Annotated in this window: 16 protein-coding genes and 1 pseudogene; 14 read left to right on the top strand and 3 right to left on the bottom strand. The window is 38.9% G+C overall.

The annotated features are described in order from the left end of the window. Nucleotides 1–51 precede the first annotated feature (51 nt). Together V7097_RS09960 and V7097_RS09955 are read left to right on the top strand one after the other, a co-directional pair. Nucleotides 52–1,113, top strand: a complete 1,062-nt coding sequence (locus V7097_RS09960) for an SDR family oxidoreductase (protein ID WP_335703459.1) — start codon at nt 52–54, stop codon at nt 1,111–1,113. Between the two features lie 72 nt (nt 1,114–1,185). After that, a complete protein-coding gene (locus tag V7097_RS09955) occupies nt 1,186–1,866 on the top strand; it encodes a class I SAM-dependent methyltransferase (protein WP_335703458.1) in 681 nt (226 codons plus the stop codon). A 38-nt stretch (nt 1,867–1,904) separates the two neighbouring features. Here the strand turns inward: V7097_RS09955 and metA are convergent, their stop codons facing one another. Next, complete coding sequence (gene metA / locus V7097_RS09950; RefSeq protein ID WP_335703457.1) at nt 1,905–2,810, bottom strand: homoserine O-acetyltransferase MetA; 906 nt, start codon at nt 2,808–2,810, stop codon at nt 1,905–1,907. A gap of 334 nt (nt 2,811–3,144) precedes the next feature. Between metA and V7097_RS09945 the strand changes: the two genes are divergently transcribed. The 3 genes from V7097_RS09945 to V7097_RS09935 all read left to right on the top strand — a co-directional run bounded on the left by V7097_RS09945 (nt 3,145) and on the right by V7097_RS09935 (nt 6,409). Then, nucleotides 3,145–4,833, top strand: a complete 1,689-nt coding sequence (locus V7097_RS09945; RefSeq protein ID WP_335703455.1) for a formate--tetrahydrofolate ligase — start codon at nt 3,145–3,147, stop codon at nt 4,831–4,833. A gap of 95 nt (nt 4,834–4,928) precedes the next feature. Further along, nucleotides 4,929–5,438, top strand: a complete 510-nt coding sequence (locus V7097_RS09940; RefSeq protein ID WP_335703453.1) for a hypothetical protein — start codon at nt 4,929–4,931, stop codon at nt 5,436–5,438. Nucleotides 5,439–5,563: 125 nt separating this feature from the next. Further along, the gene (locus V7097_RS09935) at nt 5,564–6,409 is read left to right on the top strand and encodes a DegV family protein (RefSeq protein WP_335703452.1); all 846 of its coding nucleotides are present in this window, start codon (nt 5,564–5,566) and stop codon (nt 6,407–6,409) included. Nucleotide 6,410: 1 nt separating this feature from the next. On the opposite strand, the gene V7097_RS09930 is transcribed toward V7097_RS09935, so the two are convergent. Beyond that, the gene (locus V7097_RS09930; RefSeq protein WP_335703451.1) at nt 6,411–6,656 is read right to left on the bottom strand and encodes a hypothetical protein; all 246 of its coding nucleotides are present in this window, start codon (nt 6,654–6,656) and stop codon (nt 6,411–6,413) included. A 139-nt stretch (nt 6,657–6,795) separates the two neighbouring features. Here V7097_RS09930 and V7097_RS09925 point away from each other — a divergent pair, with 139 nt between their 5' ends. After that, nucleotides 6,796–7,443, top strand: coding sequence for an HD domain-containing protein (locus V7097_RS09925; RefSeq protein WP_335703450.1), 648 nt, complete (start codon nt 6,796–6,798; stop codon nt 7,441–7,443). After that, nucleotides 7,440–9,326 (top strand): ABC-F family ATP-binding cassette domain-containing protein, encoded by a 1,887-nt coding sequence (locus tag V7097_RS09920; RefSeq protein WP_335703448.1) that lies wholly within the window; start codon nt 7,440–7,442, stop codon nt 9,324–9,326. The genes V7097_RS09925 and V7097_RS09920 overlap by 4 nt, the downstream gene beginning before the upstream one ends. A gap of 144 nt (nt 9,327–9,470) precedes the next feature. Here V7097_RS09920 and V7097_RS09915 read toward each other — a convergent pair whose 3' ends face one another. Beyond that, nucleotides 9,471–10,505, bottom strand: a complete 1,035-nt coding sequence (locus tag V7097_RS09915; protein WP_335703447.1) for a C40 family peptidase — start codon at nt 10,503–10,505, stop codon at nt 9,471–9,473. A 597-nt stretch (nt 10,506–11,102) separates the two neighbouring features. On the opposite strand from V7097_RS09915, the gene V7097_RS09910 reads away from it, so the two are divergent. The 7 genes and pseudogenes from V7097_RS09910 to V7097_RS09880 all read left to right on the top strand — a co-directional run. Beyond that, nucleotides 11,103–12,227, top strand: coding sequence for a conserved virulence factor C family protein (locus tag V7097_RS09910; protein ID WP_335703446.1), 1,125 nt, complete (start codon nt 11,103–11,105; stop codon nt 12,225–12,227). Between the two features lie 114 nt (nt 12,228–12,341). Then, entirely contained in the window at nt 12,342–12,776 is a 435-nt protein-coding gene (locus V7097_RS09905) for a BrxA/BrxB family bacilliredoxin (protein WP_335703444.1), read from the top strand. Between the two features lie 45 nt (nt 12,777–12,821). Then, nucleotides 12,822–13,598: a class I SAM-dependent methyltransferase gene (locus V7097_RS09900; protein ID WP_335703443.1), complete on the top strand. Its 777-nt coding sequence runs from the start codon at nt 12,822–12,824 to the stop codon at nt 13,596–13,598. A 52-nt stretch (nt 13,599–13,650) separates the two neighbouring features. Then, complete coding sequence (locus tag V7097_RS09895; RefSeq protein WP_335703441.1) at nt 13,651–13,782, top strand: YuzL family protein; 132 nt, start codon at nt 13,651–13,653, stop codon at nt 13,780–13,782. Nucleotides 13,783–14,146: 364 nt separating this feature from the next. Next, complete coding sequence (locus V7097_RS09890; protein WP_335703440.1) at nt 14,147–14,740, top strand: YpjP family protein; 594 nt, start codon at nt 14,147–14,149, stop codon at nt 14,738–14,740. Nucleotides 14,741–14,943: 203 nt separating this feature from the next. Then, nucleotides 14,944–15,660 (top strand): anthrax toxin lethal factor-related metalloendopeptidase, encoded by a 717-nt coding sequence (locus V7097_RS09885; protein ID WP_335703439.1) that lies wholly within the window; start codon nt 14,944–14,946, stop codon nt 15,658–15,660. A 57-nt stretch (nt 15,661–15,717) separates the two neighbouring features. Further along, nucleotides 15,718–16,377: pseudogene (locus V7097_RS09880) on the top strand (thymidylate synthase); the annotation flags it as partial. Between the last annotated feature and the right edge of the window lie 251 nt (nt 16,378–16,628).

The raw sequence follows: 16,628 nt of genomic DNA, 5'->3' as shown, positions 1-16,628 counted from the left end.
CTTATTCACTTTAGTGCTGTCACTGGCTTTATATTTGATAGGGGTGAAAGTATGGAGTATATTTTAATGACAGGTTTTCCGGGTTTTTTAGCAACAAGGCTACTACATGCATTGATTTTAAAAAACAATGGTGTTCATTTTATATTATTAGTTCATCCAAGCCAATTTGAATTGGCAAATGGCAAAATTAAAGGTTTAGACAATGTTGAAGTGAAAATAGGGGATATTACCGATGAATCACTTGGTTTTTCAGAGGTTGATAGAGAACTCCTTCGAGAAAAAATAACCCATGTCTTTCATTTAGCAGCTATATATGATTTGGCGGTACCACAACCGATCGCTGAAAAAGTAAATGTTGAGGGAACAAAAAATATAAATAAATTTGTTCAAACGATACCGAATTTGAAAAGATATGTGTATTTCAGTACGGCATATGTATCGGGAAACCGCACAGGCCTTGTTATGGAAAATGAACTTCAAATGGGGCAGCAATTTAAAAATCATTATGAGGAAACAAAATATAAGGCAGAGGTACTTGTTCAGAAGCTTGAGGATGTTCCTTTCACCATTATTCGACCTGGTATTACTGTAGGAAACTCTGAATCTGGTGAGACGTCGAAATTTGATGGACCGTATTTTATCATGAGGATTTTAGACAGGATTAAATTTATACCAATTCCTTACTTAGGGAAGGGGGATGTTTTATTTAATGTTGTACCGCATGATTATTTGATTAATGCAACCGTTTACTTGTCGGGGGCTGAAACAGCTATACGTAAAACCTTTCATCTTACAGATCCGAGTCCCCATCAAGCAAGAGATTTATATCGTATGATTTGTGAGGAATTACTTGGAAAAAAGCCAACATGGACGATTTCTCCCAAACTAGTGGAGCTTGGTCTCTCTTTTTCCTTTATGAGGAAATTCTTTGGGGTGGAGAAGGAAGCTGTTGAATATTTTAAATGTCCATCCCAATATGATGCAAGGGAGGCGAAAAAAGTACTTGAAGAGGGTGGATTGACTTGCCCCGATTTCAAAGATTATGTCGGGAATATGGTAGCCTATTATAAACAACATCGTCATGATCAAGATAAAAAAATACATATTACGTAATCACAATGAGGCTAGTGTCTCATTGTTTCTCTTTGCTATAATAATTGGTAGATGTTGGAGAGGGTGAGTGAGATGACCGATTTCAAATGGCATGAAGAAGCGGAAAAGCAATGGGATGGTCGAGCGGATTTTTGGAGCAAGCAAAGCCAAGCGATGTGGAATTCGGGGAGCCGTTCCTCAATTATTCCGTTTTTTACAAAGTTTCTAGAGAATGACGCTTTTATTTTAGATGCAGGCTGTGGCGACGGCTATGGGTCATTTTTACTTGCTGAGCGTGGCTATCAGGTGGTAGGTGCTGATATTTCAGCTGAAATGATTGAAAAAGCAAATAAACGAAGCCGATCTGATGGTCTTTCATTTATACAAGGTGATTTGACTGCTCTCCCTTTTGAGGATGAAACTTTTTCAGGCATTATGGCGATCAACTCAATTGAGTGGACAGAGGTACCTTTACAGGCGATCAATGAAATCAAGCGAGTGACAAAGTCAGGTGGTATTTTCTGTGTTGGATTATTAGGGCCAACGGCAGGTCCTCGGCAAAATGCGTATCAACGCTTGTATGGTAAAAAAGTCATCCAAAACACGATGATGCCGTGGGAATTTGAACAATTGGTTACAGAAAATGGCTGGACTTGTGTTGACGGTCAACCGGTTTATAAGGATGCTGTAAATAGAGAAATGACAAAGTGGCTTCCAAGGGAGCTAAAACAGGCTTTATCATTTATGTGGCTGTTTATTTTAAAGAAAAATTAACGAAAAAGAAAGGTATCTCGTCCACGAGATACCTTTTGTTATTCCCAATCATATGGTGTTTCTTGATATACATAATAATTGAGCCAGTTCGCAAACAGCAGATAAGAATGCGATCTCCAGCTCTGTACTGGTGGATTTGCTGGGTCATTATTAGGAAAATAGTTAACAGGGATTATCTTCCTTCCTTTTGCAAGGTCGCGTTCATATTCCTCTTTTAACGTATTGATGTCATATTCAGGGTGGCCTGTTAAGTAAATTTGTTTACCATCATTTGAAGCAACTAGACACACACCTGCATCATCAGAAACTGACAATAACGTTAAACCTTCAGTATTTTCAATTTCCTCAAGTGTTACCTCTGTAAAACGAGAATGTGGTACAAAATAGAAATCATCAAAGCCGCGAACAAGATTAACATCCTTATTTACTACGCGGTGGTGAAACACACCGGTACATTTTTCAGGCAGTGGATATTTGTTGACTCCATAATGATAGAAAAGTCCGGCTTGTGCGCCCCAGCAAATATGTAAGGTCGAGGTTACGTTTGTTTTCGTCCATTCCATGATTTCTTTGAGTTCCTCCCAATAATTCACATCCTCAAAAGAGAGATGCTCGATGGGAGCGCCTGTAATGATCATTCCATCAAATTTTCTGTGCTTAATGTCAGAAAATGTTGTGTAAAATTTATCAAGATGATTCTTTCCCGTATTTTTTGCGACATGGGTTTCTGGGAATAAAAGTGTAATATTCAGCTGCAATGGGGAATTTCCTAGAAGTCTAAGGAGCTGAGTTTCTGTTCGTTCTTTTTCAGGCATAATGTTTAAGATTACTATATTAAGTGGACGAATGTCCTGGCTATAGGCACGATCCTCATCCATCACAAATATATTCTCAGATTCTAATACTTCTTTTGCTGGTAGGTCATGAGGTATATTAATTGGCAATCCTATCATCCCCCTATTTCTTGTATAATGTCTAGCTCCAGCGACTAGCCCCTCGAGGTCATAAGCCAATCCGTCAAGAAGGATAAAAGGCATCCTTCTCGCCGGCTTATCTTATGCTTGTCGGGGCTGATCAAGTCGCTTGCGCTTTTCTACTATAATTGAAATTTTACAACAATTCACATATGAATATCAATTAAAAAATCTTTACTTTGATTTAAGCGGTAAAGAAAATGGACAAAAAAATAGTGGTTTCACTTTAAACCATTAGGCTGGATAGGGTAAGATATAAAATGTAAGAAATGTATTTAATAATAGATTCTTGGGGGAAATGTGCATGGAATTATCAACGAAATATAAGTCTGATATTGAAATTGCTCAAGAGGCTGAATTAAAGCCAATCAATGAGATTGTGCAGCAGCTTGATTTACTAGATGAAGAAGTCGAACCCTATGGTCATTACAAAGCAAAAATTTCCTTGAATGTGATGAAGCGCCTTGGAAAGAAAAAGGATGGCAAAGTCATTCTCGTAACATCCATAAATCCAACGCCAGCTGGTGAGGGTAAGTCGACTGTTACGGTGGGACTTGGACAAGGCCTTTCGAAACTTGGGAAAAATGCGATGATCGCGATGAGAGAACCATCACTTGGGCCAACAATGGGAATTAAAGGCGGTGCAACAGGTGGCGGGTATTCACAGGTAATTCCAATGGAGGAAATCAACCTACATTTCACCGGTGATTTTCACGCGATTACAACAGCGAATAACACGTTGTCTGCTTTGATTGATAACCATATCCATCAAGGAAATGAGCTTCAAATTGATGTAAGACGTGTTACCTGGAAACGGGTTGTGGATTTAAATGACCGTGCTCTACGAAATGTGATTGTTGGACTTGGAGGTCCGATTCAAGGTGTTCCCCGTGAGGACGGCTTTGATATTACCGTTGCATCTGAGATTATGGCGATTTTCTGCCTTGCAACGGATATACAGGATTTGAAGAAAAGATTAGCTAAAATTGTAGTAGGTTATGATATACATAAACAACCTGTCACTGCTAGCGACCTTGGTGCAGAAGGGGCTCTAACGCTTTTATTAAAGGATGCGCTTAAACCAAATCTAGTTCAAACACTTGAACACACACCTGCATTAATTCACGGTGGACCATTTGCCAATATCGCCCATGGCTGTAATTCTGTTATTGCCACTAAAATGGCGGCGAAATTAGCCGATTATGTGCTAACTGAGGGTGGATTTGGTGCAGACCTAGGGGCTGAAAAATTTCTTGATATAAAAGCAAGGTATGCTGATATTAAGCCAGAGGCGGTAGTCATTGTCGCGACAATTCGTGCTTTAAAAATGCACGGTGGTGTGGCAAAGGAAAATCTCAAAGAAGAGAATGTCGAGGCTTTAACTAAAGGTTTAGAGAATTTGCAAAAGCATATTGAAACGGTCCAGGCTTTTGGCTTACCGTTTGTAGTAGCAATCAATCGATTTGTTACAGATACCCAAAAAGAAGTAGAGAAAATTGAATCATGGTGTACGGAACATTCGTATCCAGTAGCCCTCACAGAAGTTTGGGAAAAGGGTGGCGATGGTGGCATCGAGCTTGCTGAGAAGGTGCTTGAAGTCATCGAAACAGGAAAAAATCAATTTGCACCGCTTTACGATTTATCTGATTCAATTGAAGAAAAAGTAAAAACGATCGCTAAAACGGTTTACGGAGCGAAGGGTGTTGAGTTTTCTGGGAAGGCGAAAAAGCAAATGCGCGATTTCGAGCAATTCGGCTGGGCTAATTTGCCAATCTGTATGGCGAAAACCCAATACTCGCTATCAGATGACCCAACCTTACTAGGGCGACCAACTGATTTTACAATTACAATCCGTGAATTCAGACCATCTATCGGTGCTGGTTTTATCGTAGCTTTAACAGGTGATGTTATGACCATGCCAGGACTTCCGAAAAAGCCAGCTGCACTCAATATGGGTGTGACAGAAGACGGAAAAGCAGTCGGATTGTTTTAACTTTAGTGCTGGGGGACTTATTCCTTATAGCATATTGGTAATTACATTTACTAAGGGGGCTAGCCTCCCTTTTTTCGATAAAGGAAGGTATGAACATGTTTGATCCAACTGTATTTGAAAATTTGAAGGTCGTCTTCGAAGGGGCTCTTTATGATTTAGACTTAGAAGGTCAAATCCTAATTATAGATCGTCAGGATCAAGTCGATATGGCAAAGATGGGCAGGCATTATCATATTACCTTCAAAGACAAAACAATTGAGCAAATCCATGCATATATCGATTTGAAAATTGACCTTGATAATCTGATCACAGAGCTAAGAAATAAGGACGGAAATCCAGGCTGTGTCCTTGAAATTGGTTTTGTTTTTAAAATGAATTCATTGGATGGTTGTCCGATGGTCGAACAAGTACTGTCCACCATCTGGGGTGAAACAAGAGAAATTCAACAGGAAATTTCGTATCAATATGGTTTGAAAAATCAATATACAAACAATAGTAAAATTATTTTTCACCGATTAATACATGAAGATAATATTGATGACTTACTCGAAATGATTGACTATATCATTGATTCCATTCATCAACTACATAAAGCTATAAAATAAGGGGCAATCATGCCTCTTTTTCTACATCTAAAGAATTAAATTTTCAGATAATTTAACGATTTCTATAATATTGTTATGCGATATATAGTAAAATAGTTATAGCGCATTTATAAGGAGGCGAATTTATGGGAAAGATAGCATGGGTTACAGATAGCACAGGATTTTTAGATGAGGAGCTTTCAAATCATGAGGATATTTATGTCATCCCAATGACAATCTTTTTTGATGAGGAAGAATACCTTGATGGTGTCACAATCACACCTGCTCAGTTTTTTGAAAGGTTAAAAACCGCTAAGACAAATCCAAAGACATCACAGCCTTCCATTGGAAGCTTTGTAGAATTATACAATAGTCTTGAAGATAAATATGATGAAATCATTTCTGTTCATATTTCTGAAAAATTAAGTGGAACTGTTTCGTCAGCGAGACAAGCTGCAGAATTGGTTAATATCCCTGTAACGATCATTGATTCAAAGATCCTAACCTATCCGATGACAAAGTTAATGAAGGAAGGCATGAAGATTATCGAAAGGGGTGGGACTTCATCTGACGTAGAAAAGCAAATTGTCGAGTTAGCTGAGAAACTAGAAACTTACGTGATCATTGGTAGCTTAGAGCAATTGCATCGAAGTGGTCGAATGAACGCTGCACAATATTTTCTTGGCAGTATGCTTCAAATAAAGCCAGTAATACAGATTGTGGATGGAGCCCTGTCGGTAAAAGAAAAGGTACGTTCGGAAAATAAAGCAACAAATAAAATACACGGGTTTTTGAAGGATGCAATCGCGAACAATCAAATTGAAGAGGTCTATATTTTATATGGCTTGGACGATTCTAAGACAAAGGAATGGGAAGAGCAGATTAGAAAATTTGCACCAGACACAATTTCAATAAAAGCGTGCCCTCTTGGGGTAGCGATTGGTGTTCATGCTGGTGAAAATACAATCGGACTTAGCTGGATGAATAAATAATTCATTTAACTAGCACATATTGCACCTCGTTATGGGATAGGGGGGCAATGGCCGCAACTTTATACCCAATGCTTAAGAATTGGGAGAGTGCTTCCGCACAATTTGGATTGGGCGGCTCGGTCGGAGCATGAAGGCTTTTATGAAGCTGTAGAAATTGATTTGTAATGGGATTACAAGTAATCAATACGACGTGACGTCCATACCAGGCTGTTCCAATTTCCCGATTTATACTATGTGGATAATACATATATGTTATACCACCTTTCACCAAAGCTGGAGTTCCTCTAGCTTTTTTATTTTATGCAAGGTTTTAATTGAGTGCGACAGTTTAGTTAGTGCTGTTGTATGATACAATGGTTACGATATTGAAGTCGGTGGAGGATAAAATGGAGCAACAACAATCTATTGAATCAACAACAACTTTTGTAAAAAACATTTTGCAACATGATAGCGGTGGCCATGACTGGTGGCATATCGATCGCGTTAGAAAGGCTGCCATACAACTTGGTGTAAAAGAAAAAGCCAATTTATTCATCATTGAAATGGCAGCATTATTACATGATGTAGCCGATGAAAAATTAAATGACTCGGAAGAAGAAGGACTCCGGAAAGTGCGTGATTGGCTAACTTCCATACAAATAGCCGAATCTGAACAAGAGGAGATCCTAGAAATCATTTCAACAATGTCTTTTAAGGGCGGTAATCGACCTCCAATGAAAACAATTGAAGGACAAATTGTTCAGGATGCTGACCGTTTGGATGCGATTGGTGCAATAGGTATTGCAAGAACTTTTGCCTATGCGGGCGCACATGGTGATTTAATGTATGACCCAGACCTTCCTTATCGTGAAAATTTGACAAAGGAAGAATATCGAAACGGAAAATCTACAGCAGTCAATCATTTTTATGAAAAATTATTAAAATTAAAAGATACACTTAATACGAACGCAGCAAAAGAAGTAGCCCAAGAACGCCATGATTTTATGTTAGCGTTTCTTGATCAATTTTACAAAGAATGGAATGGACAGTTATGAGGCTTTTAACGGTTGATAATCTAGCAAAAAGTTATGCCGAAAAAATATTGTTTGAGGATATCTCCTTTAGCATTACGGATAATGAACGGATTGGCATAATCGGTGTTAATGGAACCGGAAAATCAACGCTTTTAAAAATCATTGCTGGTGTGGAAGAGGAGGACCGTGGGGAAATCACTCATTCAAAGGGATACACAATCAGCTATTTACCACAGCAGCCAGGTTTTTCAAAGGGTAATACCGTTCTTGATCAGGTCTTCCAAGGCAATACACCACTTCTTCGTTTATTAAAAGAATACGAGGAAGCGATGATTAAAATCGAAAAAGATCCGATGAACACAGCGAATCAGGAGAAACTATATGACCTCCAACAAAAAATGGATGCTGCTAATGCATGGGAAGCAAATTCAAACGCAAAGGCTGTATTATCCAGGCTAGGAATTACAGACTTTTCTCAAGATGTAATGGAACTATCTGGGGGACAAAAGAAGCGTGTGGCACTTGCCCAAAGCTTAATTGAGGTTCCAGACTTACTGATTTTGGATGAACCGACAAACCATTTAGATTACGACACAATTAATTGGCTTGAGGATTATCTTGCTAAATACAACGGAGCTTTATTAATTGTCACCCATGATCGCTATTTTTTAGATCGAGTGACAAACCGAATCATCGAGCTTGATGAGGGTAATCTCTATACCTATACCGGTAACTATAGTAGCTTTTTAGAAGCAAAAGCGCTTCGCCTTGAACAGGAACAAGCCACTGAATTAAAGCGTCAAAATTTATATAGACGTGAACTGGCATGGATTCGTCGTGGTGCCAAGGCTAGAACAACAAAGCAAAAGGCACGGATTCAACGTTTTGACGAAATCGAAAATGCAAAAAAGACTGTCAATAGCGAAAAGCTTGATATATCTGTTGGCGGCAGTAGGCTAGGTAAAAAGGTGATTGAGTTAAAAAATGTTTCAAAGAGCTTTAGTGGAACGAAAATTTTAGAGGATGTGAATTTGCTCGTTAAACCAGGTGACCGAATTGGAATAGTGGGTCGAAATGGAAGTGGTAAATCCACATTATTAAATATCATCGCTGGTAGAGTGCCAGTGGATGCGGGAGAAATTGAGATTGGTCAAACAGTAAAGCTTGCATATTATACACAGGAAAGCATTGATTTGGACATTAATAAACGAATGATTGAGTACATCAAGGAAACGGCCGAAATGATTCATACCCTTGATGGAAAAATGATTTCAGCAGCTCAAATGCTTGAGCGCTTTTTGTTCCCAATGCATACGCATGGGACACCGATTCGAAAGTTATCTGGTGGAGAAAGAAGACGGTTGTATTTATTGAAAATAATCATGGGTGAGCCGAATGTTTTATTATTGGATGAGCCCACAAATGATTTAGATACTCAAACTTTAACAGTATTAGAGGATTATTTAGAGGACTTCCCAGGAGTTGTAATTACTGTCTCACATGATCGTTACTTCTTGGATAAGGTAACAGACCAGCTTCTGGTTTTTGAAGAAGGGCATAAGATTACAACGTATTTTGGAGATTACTCAGACTACCTCGACAAAAATTCAGCTGAAGCTGCACAAGCTGTACAAAAGGTAAAAGTAGAAAAGGTATCAACAGGGGAGGCACAGAAGCCTAAGAAAAAGAAGCTATCCTATAAGGATCAGCTGGAATGGGATGAAATTGAAGGAAAAATAGAAGCCCAAGAGGAAAAGGTTGCTGCACTTGTTAAAGAAATTGAAGCAGCTGGAAGTGATTACCAGAAGGCACAACAGGCAATGGATGACCATGCGAAGGAATCCGAGGTACTTGATCAATTACTCGAAAGATGGGCAGAGCTATCAGAACTTGTAAGTGATTAGAGAATCGCAAGGCTCTCAGCTTTAGGCGACAAACATATGACGAGTCCAACCTTTCCGAAGCGATTAGCTTAGACCATAGATCCGATGGATTCTTGAGCTGGACATAAAAAAGAGAGGCCCGGCAGTGGAACCGGGCTTTTTCCTTTATAGTCGTTTCGCGCCTAAGTATCGTGATTGCCAGTAGTTAATCGTCATATCATCAATGCTTACACCATCCGTAGAGTCTGCGTGGATGAATTTATTGTTTCCGAGGTAAATTCCAGCATGTGACGGACCTGGCTTATATGTTTGAAAAAAGACAATATCACCAACACTTGGTGCAGATACACTGGCCCCTTGACCCCAAATTCCTGAAACCGTTCGTGAAAGGTTAACTCCTTTTTGAGCAAAAACAAATTGTAGAAAGCCACTGCAATCAAAGCCATTTGGTGAAGTCCCACCCCAGACATAGGGAACTCCAATATAATTCATCGCTATTGAAATCACACTAGCATCCACAGGTGGCGCTTCGATAGTTTGAATTGGTTCCTCGGCAGTTTCGGTACCGGAATATGACTTAGTCTGAGCCGTCACAACCGTTGCTTTTTTGATAGTTAGACCTCTTACATTTTTGTTTTTCATAATGTGGTCAATCGTTTCTTCAGTTGCAAGCCCATTTGCTTCCAAATTGAACTTCTTTTGGTAAGCCTTCACACTTGCCTCCGTGACTGCTTCAAATTTCCCATCTATCAATCCACTATAAAATCTTAGTTTTTGTAACTTGGATTGAAGTTGTTTTACCGCAGGACCCTCGTCGCCAACTGTGTAGAAAGCGGGCTTTGGCTGTAGGATGACTTCGTTTAATTTTTCTAGAGTTGTCTCTCCAGCGATTCCATCGACCTGAAGTTCATATAATTCTTGGAATCTCTTAACAGCTTCTTGAGTCGATGTGCCATAGTTTCCATCAATTTTTTCATAGTAAAAATTTAATTTATGTAATTCAAATTGAAGAAAGCGAACTGGATAACCAGTGTGGCCGTAGCGTAATTCCTGTTTTGTATCAAATTGATAGTTTTTGTCTAGTAATGGGTCTAAGTTATGCTTTTCTGATGCATCAGCTGCAAGTGGGGCGCCAAAGAAAAATCCAGCTGCAAGAGACGACACGACAATAGCCTCACGTGTTCCATAGCGTCTTTTCATTGAGGTTCCTCCTTGATGTTTGCAAAAGCAAAAATAGTCTAGTTTTCGAAAGGTTTGTTGGATAAAAAGGCTATGGAAGAGATGGTGTACTTTAACTAGAGAGAGGCGTAATTCGATTTCAATCCTTATCACAACAAAAGCGAAAACAGCAATCAAATGCGCCTTGGCGTATTTGCGCCCGATTTTTTTCGAGCACGCTCGAAAAATTACCTTTGAAAAATCGTGGCATCCGCCGGAGGCTTTAACTTTATTCAACCAGTGTCTGAGCTCTTTTTACTTTTATAACACTTTTAAATTATCCCATCCTTTAGAAATTCGGTAGGGTTGCTGAATAAAGTTAATATGAACACACATTTATGATATTTTGTTAAATAAGCTATTATGACAAAAATGCTGATTTTTAGTACCTAAGTGCTAAAATAAGACAAGTTTGATGATTAGCAAAAACGTGGTGTCATAGGGTCTTGCAGAAAATTTGTGAATTTATATAAAAGTAGGAAATGGATTGATCCTACCCTAAGGTCCCGTAATGGATAATTGGATATTGCGTGTGCTACAATTACGGTAGTTGATTTCGCAGGAGAAGGAGCGGTAGATATGAAAATTAAATCAATTGAACCAACACCAAGTCCGAATACAATGAAGATTATATTAGACGAGGAACTACCAAAGGGAAAGAGCAATAACTATAAAAAGGAAAACATAGATCAAGCACCACCACTTATTAAAGAAATTATGACAATCGAAGGCATAAAAGGAGTTTATCATGTTGCCGATTTCTTAGCAGTTGAAAGAAATGCAAGATATGGCTGGCAGGAGCTTTTACCAAATGTACGTAAAGTCTTTGGGGAAGATGTAACTGAAGGAGAAAACGAAAGACCAAAGCTTGACGAACATTTTGGAGAAGTGAAGGTTTTTGTGCAAATGTATAAAGGCCTTCCAATGCAGGTTAAGCTTCATGATGGTGAACAAGAGTTCCGCTTTGGATTACCAGAAGTGTTCAAAGAAAGCTTGCTACGTGCCCAAGAGGTTTCAGGAAACGTTGTCTTGGAACGGGAATGGAAGGAACAAGGTGTTCGCTATGGCACTCATGAAGAAATCGGAAAAGAGGTCGTTGATGAGCTTGCTGCAGCCTATACTAAGGAACGACTGGACCGTATTGTGAAGCAAATTTCGGAGCAAAAATCAGCTCCAGCAATACAAAAACGACAATCCTATAAGGTGACATTGGAAATGCTGGATGATCCTGATTGGACAAAACGCTATGCAAGCTTAGAGCAAATGGATCCGGAGGAAGAAGATGTTCCAGTACTGGCGAAAGCCTTGAAAGATGAAAAACCTTCAATTCGTCGGTTAGCGACTGTTTATTTAGGTATGATTGAAAAGCCTACTGTATTGCCATACCTGTACGAGGCATTAAAAGATAAATCGGTTACTGTTAGAAGAACTGCTGGTGACTGTTTATCAGATATCGGCGACCCAACTGCTATTGATGCAATGTGTGAGGCACTTAATGATTCAAGTAAGCTAGTGAGATGGCGAGCTGCTATGTTTTTATATGAGGTAGGCGATGAAACAGCAATAGATGCACTTAAAGCAGCAGAAAACGATCCGGAATTTGAAGTGAAAATGCAAATCAAGCTGGCTATCGAAAGAATCGAGGGTGGCGAGGAAGCGAAGGGTTCTGTTTGGAAGCAAATGACAGAAAGCAGGAATAACTAAACGACAAATTTCTTCACTTAGAATATTTAATTGGTATTTGATGTTGTTAGAAAATTGATTTTGCTAGTTCAAAATAGTATGCTTATTTTATTGAAATATGAGGGAGGGATTTATATGTCAATGGCATATGATGAATATATGAAGCAAATCGTTAAGCCGATGCGCCAAGAGCTTGTAGTAGCCGGCTTTGACGAACTTCAAACAGAGGAAGAAGTAGAAAACTTCATGGAGAAGGCAGAAGGTACAACTCTAGTTGTTGTGAACTCTGTATGTGGATGTGCTGCGGGACTTGCAAGACCTGCTGTAACGCAATCTGTTCTAAATAACGAGAAAAAGCCAAATCATCTTGTAACAGTTTTTGCTGGTCAAGATAAAGATGCAACTGCAAAAATGAGAGAGTACTTCGAAGGCTATGAGCCATCATCTCCATCAATGGCTTTATTAAAAGGCAAGGAAGTTGTACACTTCATTCCAAGACATGATATTGAAGCAAATTCAATGGAAGCCATCATGGAAAACCTTATTTCCGCATTAAATAAACATTGCTAAAAAGATGTCATTACGACATCTTTTTTTGTCCATATAGGTGATTGTATGATTATAACAACTGCAGGAAGAACGAATGATGAAATGGTGAAATTGGCTAAAACAGTCGCTGCTGAACTTGATGCTCCGTATATACAGAGGAATAAACGTTCCATTTCCAATCTTCAAGAACTAAACCATGAAGATATTCTCGTTGTTGGAAAAAATCGAATTGAAATTCAACCTAGGCATGGAGGCGAGGCCCTCTTCTTTCACCCGAATTCTGCTATGTTTCGCATGAAGCGGATCATGAAGGGCGAAAATGACCCATTTATTCATGCTTCAGGTTTGGCGGAAGGGAACACCATTTTAGATTGCACTTTAGGCTTAGGGTCCGACAGTATTGTCGCAAGCTTTGTCGTTGGCGAGACTGGAAAAATTGTGTCACTAGAAGGCAACAAGTACTTGTATTATCTTTTAAAAGGCGGGTTGAAAAGCTGGGATACCGGATACCCATTGATGAATAAGGCTATGACCCGGATTGAAGTGCAGCATGATACCTATGAGAGTTATTTAGCTACTTGTCCTCCAAAGAGCTTTGATGTCGTGTATTTTGACCCAATGTTTGAAGAAACAATCGAAGAATCGGAAGGGATCAAGGGACTTCGTAATTTCGCGATTTATTCCACATTAACTCCTAAAGCGATCGAACAAGCAAAACGAGTGGCAATACAAAAAGTGGTGCTAAAGGACCACTGGAAAAGCGAACAATTTGAGAGATATGGATTCACTGTTTTTAAACGAAAATCAGCTAAATTCCATTTCGGAGTGATTGACATAGTGTGATCCTGATAATTTACCACATCTTTGGTTATTTTAAATAACGGAGGTGATGATCATGGGAAAACGTAAAAAAGATCCTACTACAATCGGTTTAGGCTCAGCAGATGTGGAAGGACAAGGTACGACAAATCGTGAAACAGGGCAAAAGGAAATGGATTCATCTAGACGGAAGAAAAAGAAGAATTAGAAATTGTATTACATATGGCAACAAAAATAAAGCCCGCTTTGAAAGCGGGTTTTATTAATCAGTCACACAACAATAAATAAAATATACTAATGTTACTGCACTTGCGATCCCAAAAATCCAATCCATTTCAATGCATCCACCTTTCAAATATGTACTTTACCTCTATTTTATCAAACAATGAAGATATTATGAACTTTATTTTTTCAAAATAATTCCTGATGTTCCTTGATTTAGAAATTTTATTTTTTCCCTTAATAAGCATTTATCCTTATTTTTTTGTATTTTGTTATTTTTATAGTAAAATTTTTTGTTATATTGTGTTAAAATGGGCGTAAGGTAATTGTTTTGAAAGGGCGTTGCGGTTATGAAAAAATGGTTGCGGAAAGCATTAGTTGTTTCATTTTCCATTATAACGCTTGGATTGGTAGCGCCTCCACCTGCTCTCACAATGGAGCAAGCAGACGCGAATAAGCCAAGTAAGTTAAATGCGATAAATGAACAAAATGCTGAGTCGAAGCTATATTCTGAATTTGAATCGGATTATGGTTATGATAGCAGAAGCTTTGTTACATATGCGATGACACAGGCAGAAACTAAGTCTTTCGAGAAATTCGGAAGTAAAATTGGGCCTGTTATTGAAGATGAATTCCGTACTGAAATTTTACCAAGAATTGAAAGTGTCATTGAATTATTGGCAGAGCAATATCCAGCAGAACAGCTTGACGAACTTGAAATTTCAGAGCAACCATCTGGTGGAAATGGGGAAAAGATTTTTCATATTTTCGATAAAGTAAGTGGGAAGGATATAGTCCGCTTTCATGTACGTAAAGACCATCCACCACAGGATGGGTATTGGTTCAACTTCCACTACCACACACACCATGATGGATTCCAAACACATCATGCTTTAGGTGATATTTACTGGGATAAAAATACACCGCCAAAATGGCTAAGTTAATAGAAAGAAAAAGGTAGTTCAAGGTCGCAATTTGCGATCTCTTGGACTGCCTTTTTTGTGCTCTTGTTTCATCTTAGAAGAAGTTTCCACTAAGTGTCTAGCAGACTCATTTTTTAAAACATGTTATACTATTTTTACAATTTACGAGAAGAGTGCGCTTTGTTGCATCTACGAATCAATTGACACTTAGGGAGAGCATTCTTATGAAAAAAACAGCTATTCTTACACTTCTATTTGTACTAGTCGGCTTTACCTATCATCCTGGTGAAGCTTCCCCACATGGAGTTCCACTAAAAGATTATCAATCTCTCACACTTTATACGGAAACATCAAATTTGAAAAACTATGATACATTAAAAGAGATTATTATTTTGCCAGAGACGAAGTTTAATGAATCCGCGGCAGCCAAAATGATTGAACATGTTAATCAAATTGACGATATTATTTTGCAAGGATTAGTTGATGAAGGTGTTGTGCTAAAGCTTTTTACAGGTCTTTTAACGGACGAACCTACGGCATCCTATTTGAAGGGAAAAAAGCCCCGTGGCTATAGTGAAAATGGTCCGACATGGGATGATGTGCCGGGAATCGGTGGCTCTGAGGTCGTGCTAGCAAAGATTGGATATAGTGAACAAGGAAAAGGCCACGGGTCTATCAATTTAGAACTACATGAGCTGGCACATTCAATTGACAAATTTGTATTTGATTCAATCAGCGAGGACCCCTATTTTCTAGCAATTTGGAAAAAGGAGGTTAATCATTTATTCCCGCAGCGTGCCTATTTTAGCGATTATCCTGAGGAATATTTTGCTGAAGCCTTCGCAATGTACTATCTTTCTGAACAAACTAGAAATCAATTAAAACAAACGGCACCCAAGACTTACCAGCTTTTTGTCGAATTAAGTGAAACTCAGCAATGATTTAGGCTTGCTTTTGTAGTAAGATAATAGCATGAAGTTGTGCAAGGAGTGAATCTATTGAAACATGGAGAAAATGCGTATTTAGATCTATTAAAACATGTTCTTAATAACGGGACGAAAAAAATGGATCGCACAGGTACAGGGACTGTCTCGGTTTTCGGGTATCAAATGCGATTTGACTTAAGTGAGGGCTTTCCTTTACTGACAACGAAAAGAGTTCCTTTCCGCTTAATTGCAAGCGAGCTACTCTGGTTTATTAAAGGGGATACGAATATCAGGTATCTTCTTAAAAACAACAATAATATTTGGAATGAGTGGGCTTTTAAAAATTGGGTTGAGAGTAATGAATACGATGGTCCTGATATGACGGATTTCGGTAACAGAAGCCAGAAGGACCCAGACTTTAATAAGCTATATCAAGCTGAGATGGACAAGTTTAAAGCGCGAATTTTAGAGGATGATGAGTTTGCTTCTAAATACGGTGAGCTTGGTCCGGTTTATGGGAAGCAGTGGAGAGCATGGGAGACGTCACGTGGTGAGACCATTGATCAGTTGAAAAATGTGATCAACCAGATAAAAAATAACCCAGATAGCAGACGTCATCTAGTCGTCGGTTACAATCCAGGCGATGTAGAATTCATGGCATTGCCGCCATGCCACAGCCTATTCCAATTCTATGTGGCAGATGGGAAATTGAGTTGCCAGTTGTATCAGCGTTTATAAATGAGCGCCTTTAGGGAGTAATCCCTATAGAAAACCTACCTAAACGGGGAAACTCTTGAAAAGACAATCCCGTGCTAAATTGTTTCTTCATGAAACATAAATGCCTAACGACTATCCCAAATGGGAGTACACCTAAGCGGGTGGAAATGGTAGGGGTCCATAAGTGGATCGTGATATAGTCTCATCTGTATGGAGACATACAGCAGTTCATGGGAGAACGGGCTAGATGTAGCGAACCTAGTCGA

It is taken from the genome of Bacillus sp. JJ1562 (assembly GCF_036962705.1).
Taxonomy (GTDB): domain Bacteria; phylum Bacillota; class Bacilli; order Bacillales; family Bacillaceae_L; genus Ferdinandcohnia.
This window is presented reverse-complemented; position numbering and strand designations above follow the sequence as displayed.